Here is a 12,789-nt window from a genome sequence, read left to right on the forward strand (position 1 = left end):
TTGGGGCTTGGGGCTTTTACCTTATAAAAAGCAACTCCCTGTATTTCGGCATCGGCCACAATTCATCGTCAACGAGTAACTCCAGTTTATCAACATGGGTGCGGATCACTTCAAGGTAGGGATAAACCTGGGCGCTATAGGCCAGGGCTTTCTCGCTCACAGATTCCATGCGGTTTGCCTTTTTGCGCTCTTCGAGCATGAGGGCAACATTGGCTTTTATTTCGCTGATGTGTTCGGAAATTTCCTTGATGGTCTGAATCTGGTTGTTTGAAAGCTTTACATAGGTTTTTGAATCCAGCACCTCTTTAAGGCCTTTCACATTTTCGATCAACGTGTTCTGATAACGAATTGCGGTGGGTATGATATGGTTTGATGCCAGATCACCGAGTACCCGTGATTCGATCTGGATTTTCTTGGTGTACTGCTCCAGTTTGATCTCAAAACGTGCAAGCAGTTCGCGTTCGCTAAGAATATTATGCTTTTTATAAAGCGCAATGATATGTGGCTCAACGAAAGCGTGCAATGCAAGGGGCGTACTTTGTATATTTTGCAATCCCCGCTTATTGGCTTCTAGTTTCCATTCTTCACTGTAGCTATTCCCTTCGAACCTGATGCGCTTTGAATCAGCAATATACTGCCTGAGCACCATAAAAATTGCTTCTTCTCTATTGGTTCCCATGTTAACATGGGCTTCAACATCGTTTTTGAACCGAATCAACTGATCAGCCACTAACAAATTTAGTGCAATCATCGGGCGGGCACAATTGGAAGAGGAGCCAACCGCCCTGAATTCAAACTTATTTCCTGTGAATGCAAAAGGCGATGTGCGGTTGCGATCGGTATTATCAAGTAAGATTTCAGGAATTTTGGGGATGTTGATATTCAGACCCCCGCTTTTTCCGGATTTGACTTTGCCGTTTTTCTTGCTCTTTTCAAATTCATCGAGAGTTTGAGAAAGTTGCGATCCAATAAACACAGAAATGATAGCCGGAGGAGCTTCATGTCCGCCAAGCCGCAAATCGTTGCCTGCGGATGCAATATAGGCGCTGAGTAGCTCAGGATAATTGTTTACAGCCTTGATTACATTTACCAGGAAAACGAGGAAACGGAAATTTGATTTTGCGGTTTTCCCTGGCGAGAGCAGGTTCTCGCCGGCATCCGTCATCAGCGACCAGTTATTATGTTTTCCCGAGCCATTCACACCTGAATAAGGTTTTTCATGAAAAAGCACATTAAAATCATGACGCACAGCAACCCGCTCCATGAGGTGCATCAACAACTGGTTCTGATCCACAGCCAGGTTTGCCTCAGAAAAAACTGGTGCACATTCAAATTGACCGGGAGCAACTTCGTTATGACGTGTCTTTACTGGAATTCCCAAACGATGGGCTTCGTACTCAAAATCTTTCATGAAGTCCAGTGCACGCTCGGGTATGGTTCCGAAATAGTGATCGGATAATTGCTGATCCTTGGCTGAAGAATGGCCAAAAACTGTCCTGCCGGTAAGCGCAAGGTCAGGGCGGGCACGAAACAAAGCACTGTCGACCAGGAAATACTCCTGCTCCCACCCCAATGTTGCATGCACCCTTTTGGTGTGCTTGTCAAAATATCTGCAAATATCTGTAGCAGCTTTGTCAACCAGACCAAGCGCTCTTAGAAGTGGTGTTTTGTAATCCAGTGATTCGCCTGTGTAGGAAACAAATACTGTAGGAATGCACAAGGTTTTATCAATGATGAATGCCGGTGAAGTCGGATCCCAGGCAGTATAGCCGCGTGCTTCAAAAGTATTGCGCATGCCACCGCTGGGAAAACTTGAAGCATCGGGTTCCTGCTGGATCAGGTCAGTGCCTTTGAAATTTTCTATTGCACTGCCATCGTCGGTAGGATCGGCAAAGGCATCATGTTTTTCGGCAGTGGCGCCGGTAAGCGGATGAAACCAATGTGTATAATGCGTTACTCCTTTGCTTACTGCCCATGCTTTCATTGATGCTGCCACCTGGTCGGAAATATATCGGTCGAGCCGCGAACCGGTTTCAGTGGCGTGTAGTACCTTCTTGTACACTTCCTGCGGAAGATATTCCTGCATGGCTGCCCTGTTAAAAGCCAGTTCGCCGAAATAGTCGGATACTTTAGCATTCGGTACATTAGATTGCTTTTTGGTTCTCGACCATGATTTCTCAAGTGCTTTAAAGCGTATGTTGCTCATGTTTTGATTGGTTTTGTTGTGATGCTGTGATGCTGATTATGACTTGGTTTGGAGTAATGGAGTATTGGAGTGTTGGAGTAGTGTTTGGTTAATTTACCGATTGGTTAATTTGTCATTTGGTTCTTCTTTGAATTTGGGACTTGGGATTTGGGACTTGGTTCTTGATTCTTGCCTCTTGGTTCTTGTGTCTTGTCTCTTACTTTCCCGGAATGTCATAAAACAGTCATCTGGTTGTTTTGTTTCTGAGCATCCACAATCCGATAAAAGTTATCAGTCCGTTAAGAATAAGCAGTTCAAACCCGAATTTATAACCCCACAACCATTGCTCTGAGTTCGCACTTAAAAGCCAGCAGATGATTGGTGAAAGAATAGCAATCAAAGGAACCCATTTGTCTTTTACTGAAAACCTGGTAAATAAACCGAAAGAATATAATCCGAGCAAAGGCCCGTAGGTATAGCCGGCAATGGTAAAAAGTTTTTGTATTACTGACTGGTCGCTGATGGCCCGGAAGATCAGGATCATCAGAATCAGCAGGAAAGCCATTGCAAAATGCACCCATTGCCTGATCTGAATCTTCCTTTTTTCGCTCAACAATTCATTTTTTTTCAGCCCCAGGAAGTCCACACTGAATGATGTTGTAAGTGAAGTAAGTGAACCGTCAGCGCTGGAGTATGCAGCCGCCACAAGCCCGATGAAGAAAATAATGCCTGCTACCGGCCCAAGATGTTGCAAGGCAATAATAGGGAAAAGGTCATCTGTGCTTCCGGGAATAACTACATTATTGGCGTTAGCGTAAAGATAAAGCACCAATCCCAGGAACAAGAAAAGTAGGTTCACCGGAACAAGCATCCAACTCATTACATACACATTTTTCTGAGCATCGCGAAGGTTTCTGCAACTGAGGTTTTTTTGCATCATATCCTGGTCAAGTCCGGTCATCACAATAGCAATAAAGGTTCCGGCAAAAAACTGTTTCAGGAAAAAGTGCCTGTGAGTCCAATCGGTGATGATCATCTGTGAATACTCGCTGTCGGCAGCAGCTTTTATCAGCGCACCCAGGGAAAGGTTCATATCTTTTGAGATAAGCAATATACTGACAATCACAGCTAAGACCATGAAAGTTGTTTGTAAGGTATCAGTCCAGACAATGGTTTTGATCCCACCCTTGAAGGAATAGAGAATGATGAGGCCCATGAACAGGATCACAGTAACAACAAATGGAACATTCCAGGCATCAAATACAAAAAGCTGGAGCACATTCACTACAAGAAATACCCTGAAAGATGCGCCAATGCTGCGGGAAAGAAGAAAGAAAAAAGCTCCGGTTTTATAGGAAAAGAACCCAAAGCGTGTTTCGAGGTAGGAGTAAATTGATGTTAGGTTCAGCCGATAATATAAAGGCAACAAAACCTGTGCGATCACGGCATAACCCAGCAGGTAACCAATCACGATCATCATATACGAAAAGTGCGAAGTGCCAACATCTCCGGGGATCGAAATAAAAGTTACTCCCGAAAGCGATGCCCCTATCATGCCATACGCTACAATATACCAGGGCGATGAGCGATTTCCGATAAAGTAAGATTCATTGTTTGATTTCCGCGATGTGAACCATGCGATCACAAAAAGCATTGAAGTATAAGCGGCAAAAATCAGGAGAATGGTAGTTGGGTGCATGGATGGATAGTTTGATGAGCTTTAGGTGTTAAAATGCAATGATCTCATGAGTTTACCAACGCTTTTGAAAATGAATGGAGATCCGCGAAATGGTAATCTACAAGTTTGGGATGAAGTTTTGCAATGTTAACATCATCGCCGATTAAGACTGTTTTCATGCCCAGGCGTTTTCCGAATTGAACATCGCCGAAAGAATCACCTGCCATGATCGAACGTTTAAACCGGATTTCCGGAAACTTTTTACGAGCCGCCAACCCCATGCCTATGTTTGGTTTTCGCATGATATTTTGCTCGTGGGCGAGCGATGAAGCAAAAAACACCGCATCAATCTTTCCACCGGCATTACTGATCAGGCTGAACATTTTTTTGTGAACCATTTCCAGGTCGCTTTCCGTCATCAAACCTTTACCGATGCCTTGCTGGTTGCTAACAACTATAATTTTCCCGAACCTTGTGCTAAGATCCATAACTGCTTCAGCAACTCCTGCAATCAGTTCAAACTCGTCTGGTGATTTAACATAATCATCGGGAAGCCGTTGATTAATCACACCATCACGGTCAAGGAATAAAGTCCAGGACGCATCAATATGTAAGTTTTTCAAACTCATGTTGTGCTCTTTGATAATCTTCCGGAATGCCAATATCCAAAAAATAAGCATTGTACGGAAACCCAGCAATCAGTCCCTGTTTGTACCATTGCCCGAAACAATCCTTTTCAATGGAAAATGCCCCGCGTAAAGTGTTGGCCATGAACCATTCTCGATTTATGCAGTATATTCCGGCATTGATCAGTCCTTCAATTCTTTGTGCCGACTTTTCACCAAAGGCAGTAAGAATAAAATCATTATTGATCCGAACCGAGCCATACCTCGAAATATCTTCCACTTCGCGCAATGCAATACTAATTCTGGGATTATAGCTCAGATGCTTCGAGTAAAAATCTTTCAGATCAGCAAGAAAAAGTGTGTCGCCGTTCAGGGCCAATACATGATCGTCATGGCATTTACCCAGAGCAAGATTGATGGCGCCTCCGGTACCCAAAGGCTCTTCTTCAATAGCATACACGATTTCAACACCTCTGTATTCTGATCCAAAATGTTCACTTATAAATTCACTTCGGTAACCTACAGACAACACAAATTTATTGATCCCGTGTAAAATCAGATAATCGAGCAGGTATTCCAAAAAAGGACGCCCGGCAACCGGGGCCATTGACTTTGGGATATTGCCCAGTACTTTTTGCAGCCTGGTTCCAAAACCGCCGGCAAGTATGATGGCTTCGGGCATAGGTAATTTACGATTTCAGATTGACGATTTCAGATTGACGATTTCTTAAATTCAAAATTTCAGATTTAAGATTCAAGATTATTAAACCTTCCATTTCTTAATGAATTATTCTGCTAATTGAAATTATTCATTTGGATGTTTTGGAATTTGGATTTTGGAATTTGGAATTTGGAATGTGGAATGTGGAATTCTCATGAACGTTTAAACAAGGTTTCTTCAACTCCCTGGCAAATAATATGGCCAAGTAAAATATGTAACTCCTGGATGCGGGGGGTATCGGCCGTTGGCATCTTGAAAATAATATCACAGAGTGCGTCCATGTCGGAAGGTTTTTTTCCGGTAAAACCAACGCAGACCAAATAGTTTTTTTTAGCTACTTCAAGGGCTTTTACAATATTCGGGCTGTTGCCGGAAGTTGAGAATGCAAATATCACATCGCCTTTGCGGCCCCTGGCTGAAACCAAACGTGCATATACCTCATTGTAAGAATAATCATTGGCGACAGCCGTGAGATACGAAGTATTCACATGCAATGCTTCAGCATCAAGCGGTTCGCGGTCAAAATAGAAGCGGCCGGAAAGTTCAGCAGCAAGGTGTTGAGCATCGGCAGCGCTGCCACCGTTTCCACAAAAAAGTGTCTTACCGCCATTTCTATAACAATTCACGGTAGCAGCAATAACCTCTTCGATCCGTAGAAGCATAACCTCATCAGCCAGTATCTCCAATTTGAGCCTGGCTGATTCATTAATAATCGCTTTTATATCCATAAACGGGATTTTTTGGAAAAAGGCAAAGATACTTTTCTTTACTCAAATCCATTCCATCTTACAACTTCCAGGAGCGTTTTGCGCTTGGCAAGATGGCGGTCAGGATCACAAACATCCAGGGGATATCCCAGCGAGAGGATCACAACCGGTTCGATATGCGTGGGCAAATTCAGAACCTCAGAGCATTTCAACGAATCGAAATTGCAAATCCAGCAGGTACCCAGTCCAAGCTCAGCGGCGGCAAGGGTCATGTGATCGGCGGCGATGGCAATATCAATATCTGCGTGGTCTTTCCCGTCCAGCCGTTTCCAGGATATTTTATGGTCAGCGCACAATACGATGATTACCGGCGCTTCTTTGAACCAGGGGCGATTGTAAGCTTCCCAGATCTTTTCCCGGGACTCTTCTTCCTCTAAGACAACAAAGTACCAGGGTTGGTAATTGGCGGCAGAAGGCGCTATCCTACCTGTCTCAAGAATATATTCAAGCTTTTCCTTTTCAACGGGTTTTGTGTCGTACTTTCGGGTTGAATATCGCTTTCTGGCTAATTGGTTGAATTGCATAGATCTGTGGTTTTATTTTGCTTTGGTTCTATATTTATGACACATTCGGGAAATTATCATTTTAACGATAGGATCGCTTGGAGCATTATTAATTTATGGTTTTTTAGCGATAGGATCGCTTGGAGCGATACTATCGCAATTTATAGCGTCCAGGTGGTTAAGCCCATGGTTGTAAACTCATACCGCTGAACTTTTCCTCCTAATTTTTCCAGTGCCTGGCTTACCTGTGAACGGGTGTTTTCGGGACAATAAAATATCATAAAACCTCCGCCACCTGCACCGGAAATCTTTCCGCCACTGGCACCGGCTTTTTTGGCTGTTTCATAAATCAGGTCGAGTTGAGCATTGGTAATATCTTCGGCCATTTGTTTTTTAAAATGCCAGCCATAGTCAAGGATTCGTCCAATTTCGTCCAGATCACCTTTGAGTAAAGCTTCCTTCATCATTGAAGCCTGGTGTTTGAGCTGGTGCATGGCTTCAATGGATTCGACCTTATTTTGCAATACATTGCTAGCCTGCTGTTCAATGATTTTTGAAGACAGACGACTGGTTTCAGTGTAAAATAAAATCAGGCTATACGATAACTCATTGAGATAAGTGTTGCGAATGCGCAAGGGGTTCACAATGACATTATCATCCTTGTAAAACTCCATAAAATTAACCCCGCCAAAGGTAGCGGCATACTGATCCTGCTTTCCGCCGGCCATTCCAAGATCCACGCGTTCAATCTGGTATGCCAGCCGTGCAATATCATACTCTCCCAATGGTAATTTAAGCCATTCAGTGAATGCCCCTAAAATTGTTACCACCAGGGTGGAAGAAGTTCCCAACCCTGAGCCAGGAGGCGCATCAACAAAAGTGGTAAGTTCAAATGAAAGTGGTTTTTTGATATAATCTTTGATCACGCGATTATAAACTCCTTTAAGAAGATCAAGCTCGCCATTCAGTTTCAGCGATTTATCAGCATCAAGCTCGAAAGACTGTCGGTTATCAAAACTGTTTAATATTATTTTGCCGTCATTTCGTGGAATAATGGTGGCATAGGCGTACATATTGACTGTCGCGTTAAGGATAGCCCCGCCATAGAGATCGGAATAAGGCGCGACGTCCGATCCGCCGCCAGCCAATCCAAGCCTCAATGGTGCTTTACTTCTTATTATCATAATCTCAATTTGCTTTGATCATTCTATAACGACTACCCTGTCCTATTCATTACACTAACCAATAAACTGTTACGAATTTATCATACTTCAAACGAATATTCTTCAGCTTATGGTTTAATCACTTCGTACAGCCTGAGTATATTATCAAGAAAATAATCCCAACTATATTTAATTTTTTCCGTTCGAATTTGACCAAGAAAATATGCAGTCCTATCTTCTTTAAAGAAATCTGATATAGCCTGAGCAACTGAATCCGCATTAGGTTCAACAACATAGCCTACTTTCCCATCAGGCACAAATTCTGCCAAACCACCCACATTTGTAATGACCATAGGTACTTCAAAATGATAAGCGATCTGGGTAACTCCACTCTGTGTTGCACTTTTGTAAGGCTGAACTACAAGATCGGCAGCACTAAAATACAGAGAAACCTTCGAATCCGGTATAAAATCAGTGTTAAGAATTACCATATCAGCCAAATTGTGCTTCTTGATAATGTCGTAGTATGGTCTTGAGTCGGTATAAAACTCACCGGCAACCAATAGTTTTACCTTTTTTTTTCTAAAATCCTGTAATGCTATGGCTTCAAGCAAAATATCAAGACCTTTGTAATCCCTGATGAACCCAAAGAACAGAATGTATTTGTTTACAGGATCAATTTTCAATAATCTGCACGCATCTTCCCGTGGGATCTTTTCACCAAAGTTATCGTATATCGGATGAGGTGAAAATAATTTCGGGCTTTTCATATTAAAAAGCTCAACTTGTTGGAGAACAGATCGCGACATTGTTAAAAACCCATCAACGCTTCGGGCAAAAAAACCAGCCAAAGCATTATCAAACATTCTTTTTTCATGAGGAATTATGTTGTCAATAATGCTTATGACTTTAGTTATGCCATTCGATCTTATGATTCTGGCCAGAGTTCCCAAGCATGGCGCCATAAAAGGAATCCAGAATTTAATGATCACAAGATCGGGTTTTAGCTTCTTGACCTTATTGCCTACGATAAGCCAGTTTATTGGATTTACTGAGTTGATGGCAACTTCAATATCAAGATCATCCGGTTTTGGATCGGAAGAATACTGCGTTTTACCCGGAAAAAGAATTGCAGGATACTGCATGCTGAAAGTAAAAATGGTTGTCTCAAATCCATCGGCTAAAAAAGCTCTCGCCAGCCGTTCATTGAAATTTGACAAGCCCCCCCTCAAAGGATAAGCTGATCCGATAATTATGACTTTCTTTGGCTTCATTTCTTGTGTGACAGTCAAACAGCCTTTTACCCTATGCGTTTTTCAATCTGGTACCTGTTTTTGTCGTTTGAGTTGCGCGCAATCATTTCGGCAATAAAACCTGTGAGGAAAAGCTGTGTTCCGACCACCATAGCAAGCAGCCCAAAGTAAAACAGAGGCCGTTCAGTCATCCGATAGATTCCCATAAAAAAGCGCCCATAGGCTAAATATGCAGCAATGAAGAAGCCCCCAATAAAAATGAGGGTTCCCAGTAAACCAAATAAATGCATAGGCCGCTGCCCAAACCTGGTAACAAATGTGATGGAAAGCAGATCAAGAAATCCATTTACGAATCGTTCCATACCAAACTTGGTTGATCCGTACTTGCGTGCCTTATGCTCCACCACTTTCTCGCCAATTTTTCTGAACCCCGCCCATTTCGCGATCACTGGAATATAGCGATGCATCTCGCCATATATTTCGATGCTTTTTATCACATCCCGTTTGTATGCTTTTAACCCACAATTAAAATCATGCAGTTTTATTCCTGAGAACCAACGTGTGATCCGGTTAAAAAACCTGGAGGGAATTGTTTTGGTGATCGGATCATGCCTGCGCTTTTTCCAACCGGAAACCAAATCATAGTTTTCTTTGCTTATCATATCAAATAAGCCGGGGATTTCATCAGGGCTGTCCTGCATGTCAGCATCCATTGTAATAACCACATCACCTTGGGCAAGAATAAAGCCTTCATTCAGAGCCGCAGATTTCCCATAATTCCGCCGAAACTTGATTCCTTTCACATTCCCGGAACCTGCACTCAACTTTTCGATTACCTTCCATGAGCCATCGCTGCTTCCGTCATCAATCAAAATGACTTCGTAACTTAAGGCGTTTTCGCTCATTACCCTTGCGATCCAGGGCACAAGTTCGGGCAGGGATTCTTCCTCGTTGTATAGTGGTATTACTACTGAAAGGTCCATTAATATTTAGTTTCAACGGTTGGCTGAGATTCTTCAAATATACTTTTGGGTTTCTTAAAGATGGCAGCAATGATAAGTGCTACAACAATATTTACGATTATGCTGATATGAAGCGAACCAAATGCCTGCGAAACGGGTGATGGATCATCCATTTTTTCAATGATTCCGCTCAGGGCTTTATCTATCTGGTCGTCAGGAAGCCCTTGCTTGACCATAAAATTCTCAGTCCATGTTAGTTGTGCTTCCATAATATTGCGGATATAGTCCGGTTCGAAATACAGCAGGAACAAGTAGGTAAAGAAGCCTGAGATAATGGTTGAGAGGATCAATGCAATTGCAGCGAAAAGGAATGCATTTACAAATGTGATATAACCACCAGCTGTAGTCCTGTAGTTTTTCAAAGTGATCACAAGGATCAAAATGCTTATAGCAAAGCCAAGCATCAGTATTACAATAGGTTTCAGGATACCAACCGGCATAATCCCGAAAACATACAATAACATAAAATATACAATAGAAGCTATGCCAATGTACAAACCAGCTAGAGCTGCAGAAACTGATAAGGTGGGTGATTTTTCCATGGAGTTAAGTTTTGATTACAGGCAAATTTAGATGAATATCTGTAAGAAAAACCACATGGTACTAAAATTTCTTGATCCAGGCCATTTCAAAAAGAACTCTGAGCACGAATAATTCACAGTGGCATTAGATTTTCATTATGATTCATTAGCAATCGAAAAATATCAACTACTGTTTATTTTTTTTATCTTTGCCGCGGGTAAGTCTTATACGACCAGCTCCTGCTGAACTCCCCCAGGTCCGGAAGGAAGCAAGGGTAGGCGGTTGTAGCGGTGCGATATAATCGACTTACCCATTTTTTTATCTTTGAGCCTTATAAATGAATGCAGCCAGTATGTTACTCACAATTCACCCCGACAACCCAAATCCACGCCTGATTAAGACCGTAGCAGAATGCCTCAGCGATGGAGGTGTAATAATTTATCCTACGGATACCGTGTACGGTTTGGCATGTGATATTTATAAATCCAGGGCATTTGAACGTATAGCGCAAATCAAAGGCATCAGGAAAGAGAAGGCAAATTTCACTTTCGTTTTTACTGATCTCAGCCAATTGTCGGATTTTACCAAACCCATACCGAATGATGTTTTCAGGTTAATGCGCAATAGCCTGCCTGGTGCATTCACTTTTATTCTGAACGCAAACAACAATGTGCCAAAGATATTTCAGAGCCGCAAAAAGACGGTGGGTATCAGAATCCCGGAAAACAAAATCGCACTTGAAATCGTAAAAGCGCTCGGCAACCCAATTATGACCACTTCTATCCATGACGACGATGATATCATAGAATACACCACCGACCCCGAGCTGATTCACGAAAAATATGAAAACATTGTTGACATTGTTGTTGATGGGGGTTTCGGCGATAATAAACCTTCAACCATTATTGATTGTACCGGCGACGAACCATTGGTTATGAGGGAAGGAAAAGGTTTGCTTTAGTAAGGTTGTGATACAGTTATGCAGCGATGCAGTGATACGGTTAGGAAATGAGGTAATGGAGTAGTGGTGTGCTGGAGTGATGGGGTGATGGAGTGGTAAGGTTGCCGATTATTGTTAAAAAAGTATGAAAGTGAAGAGTGATAATATTTTCAATCTTGAGAAGTATGTAAACGATTCTGAAAAGGAAATGTTTGAAATATTATTGTCCGGTAATAATTTCAAAGTAGAAAGAATTGTTTCGACCGGGCACATTACCCCCGAAGGTAAATGGTATGATCAGCAGCTTGATGAATGGGTTTTATTAATACAGGGTCAGGCAAGGCTGGAGTTTGACAACAATGAAATAATTGAACTTATTCCGGGTGACTATCTGATGATTCCAGCCCATACCCGCCACCGCGTTGCTTTCACTAGTACTGAACCTAAGTGTATCTGGCTGGCAATTCATACCATTTTTAGTAAGTAACGCTCTGATATCGTGTTAATAAAAACTTTTTGAGTACATTTTTTTTGATATTTCAGGAATAAGGTCTACTTTTGCGCCCTCCAAACCGGAACCGATTCCGTAGCTCAGCAGGTAGAGCACATCCCTTTTAAGGATGGGGTCCTGGGTTCGAATCCCAGCGGGATCACTTGATGTTTTATAAAAGCCTGTAAGTCAAACACTTGCAGGCTTTTTTCTTTAATAGGTACAACATAGGTACAACATCCCGGGAAAGATTTTACGAGGGTTATTAGGCTGTTTTTCAAGTGCTTGAAAAGGTTTTTTTAAAGTTTGGATTGTTGTGGTTTTGCTTTTCATGATTTTTATAGTTGTTTTTTGGAGGGTTAAGGCTGGCCGGCTGCTACTCAGCAATAGTTTAAGACACAAGAATTTCCCGGAGCACATCTGGAAGATATAATGATTCCAGGATTTGGAGATCGTTTTTTGATAGCGGTTTGCCTTTTTCAAACCTGGTGATAATGGAGTCAAGTTGATCTTCTGCTTTCTGGTCGGATGACAGCCAGGCGTTCATCCGGTTCTGGTGGGCTTGCACCTCTGCGTTTCTTTGTGCGGTGTCCTGGCGCCTTAATTCCCTGTTCAGGGTTGAAGCCTGAATCATGTTTTCGTAGTACATGGATCGCAACTGGCGGGCTGTTGGCGCCGGTGTTAATGGCTCGTGGCCGGTGGTCTCAAAATCTATTGTTAATTGATGCATGGTTGTAAAATTCTGGCAGGGGTAACGCTGGCCGGCTGCTACTCAGCAATGAAAATCAGAAAGGTGTAAGCGTGTGATTGTAAGCCTGGGAGAATAATTCAAGCAGCCGGTTGTAGTTTTCGGCTAACTCTTTTATGTGCGGATGATCTGAAAAGGAGGGATCATCTTCATGATAGGGTGAAATAACCC

At 42.4% G+C, this 12,789-nt stretch carries 13 protein-coding genes, 1 tRNA gene and 1 other RNA gene; 4 read left to right on the forward strand and 11 right to left on the reverse strand.

The genetic code is table 11. From position 1 onward, the window contains the following. Positions 1–16: 16 nt before the first annotated feature. The 10 genes from IH597_07360 to IH597_07405 form a co-directional block, all read right to left on the reverse strand. Entirely contained in the window at positions 17–2,206 is a 2,190-nt protein-coding gene (locus IH597_07360) for a glutamine synthetase III (GenBank protein ID MBE0662270.1), read from the reverse strand. Positions 2,207–2,429: 223 nt separating this feature from the next. Then, the gene (locus IH597_07365; GenBank protein MBE0662271.1) at positions 2,430–3,884 is read right to left on the reverse strand and encodes a sodium:solute symporter; all 1,455 of its coding nucleotides are present in this window, start codon (positions 3,882–3,884) and stop codon (positions 2,430–2,432) included. Between the two features lie 44 nt (positions 3,885–3,928). Further along, a complete protein-coding gene (locus IH597_07370) occupies positions 3,929–4,492 on the reverse strand; it encodes an HAD-IIIA family hydrolase (protein MBE0662272.1) in 564 nt (187 codons plus the stop codon). Then, positions 4,467–5,171, reverse strand: a complete 705-nt coding sequence (locus IH597_07375) for a nucleotidyltransferase family protein (GenBank protein MBE0662273.1) — start codon at positions 5,169–5,171, stop codon at positions 4,467–4,469. The genes IH597_07370 and IH597_07375 overlap by 26 nt, the downstream gene beginning before the upstream one ends. 191 nt (positions 5,172–5,362) lie before the next feature. Further along, complete coding sequence (locus IH597_07380) at positions 5,363–5,938, reverse strand: SIS domain-containing protein (protein ID MBE0662274.1); 576 nt, start codon at positions 5,936–5,938, stop codon at positions 5,363–5,365. Positions 5,939–5,976: 38 nt separating this feature from the next. Further along, a complete protein-coding gene (locus IH597_07385; GenBank protein MBE0662275.1) occupies positions 5,977–6,501 on the reverse strand; it encodes a nitroreductase family protein in 525 nt (174 codons plus the stop codon). Between the two features lie 140 nt (positions 6,502–6,641). Then, on the reverse strand, positions 6,642–7,667 hold the full coding sequence (locus IH597_07390; GenBank protein MBE0662276.1) for a dehydrogenase: 1,026 nt from the start codon (positions 7,665–7,667) through the stop codon (positions 6,642–6,644). Between the two features lie 104 nt (positions 7,668–7,771). Continuing rightward, a complete protein-coding gene (locus IH597_07395; protein ID MBE0662277.1) occupies positions 7,772–8,917 on the reverse strand; it encodes a glycosyltransferase in 1,146 nt (381 codons plus the stop codon). Positions 8,918–8,943: 26 nt separating this feature from the next. After that, positions 8,944–9,879 (reverse strand): glycosyltransferase family 2 protein, encoded by a 936-nt coding sequence (locus IH597_07400; GenBank protein ID MBE0662278.1) that lies wholly within the window; start codon positions 9,877–9,879, stop codon positions 8,944–8,946. Beyond that, entirely contained in the window at positions 9,879–10,460 is a 582-nt protein-coding gene (locus IH597_07405; protein MBE0662279.1) for a DUF4199 domain-containing protein, read from the reverse strand. The genes IH597_07400 and IH597_07405 overlap by 1 nt, the downstream gene beginning before the upstream one ends. A gap of 195 nt (positions 10,461–10,655) precedes the next feature. On the opposite strand from IH597_07405, the gene ffs reads away from it, so the two are divergent. From ffs to IH597_07425, 4 genes are all read left to right on the forward strand, one after another. After that, an RNA gene (gene ffs, locus IH597_07410) (signal recognition particle sRNA small type) lies at positions 10,656–10,749 on the forward strand. Positions 10,750–10,792: 43 nt separating this feature from the next. Then, positions 10,793–11,401: a threonylcarbamoyl-AMP synthase gene (locus IH597_07415; GenBank protein ID MBE0662280.1), complete on the forward strand. Its 609-nt coding sequence runs from the start codon at positions 10,793–10,795 to the stop codon at positions 11,399–11,401. Positions 11,402–11,525: 124 nt separating this feature from the next. Continuing rightward, complete coding sequence (locus IH597_07420) at positions 11,526–11,867, forward strand: cupin domain-containing protein (GenBank protein MBE0662281.1); 342 nt, start codon at positions 11,526–11,528, stop codon at positions 11,865–11,867. A 93-nt stretch (positions 11,868–11,960) separates the two neighbouring features. Next, a tRNA-Lys gene (locus IH597_07425) sits at positions 11,961–12,033 on the forward strand. Between the two features lie 228 nt (positions 12,034–12,261). Here IH597_07425 and IH597_07430 read toward each other — a convergent pair. Then, positions 12,262–12,600: a hypothetical protein gene (locus IH597_07430; protein ID MBE0662282.1), complete on the reverse strand. Its 339-nt coding sequence runs from the start codon at positions 12,598–12,600 to the stop codon at positions 12,262–12,264. Between the last annotated feature and the right edge of the window lie 189 nt (positions 12,601–12,789).

The organism is Bacteroidales bacterium (assembly GCA_014860575.1).
Taxonomy (GTDB): Bacteria; Bacteroidota; Bacteroidia; order Bacteroidales; family JAAYJT01; genus JAAYJT01.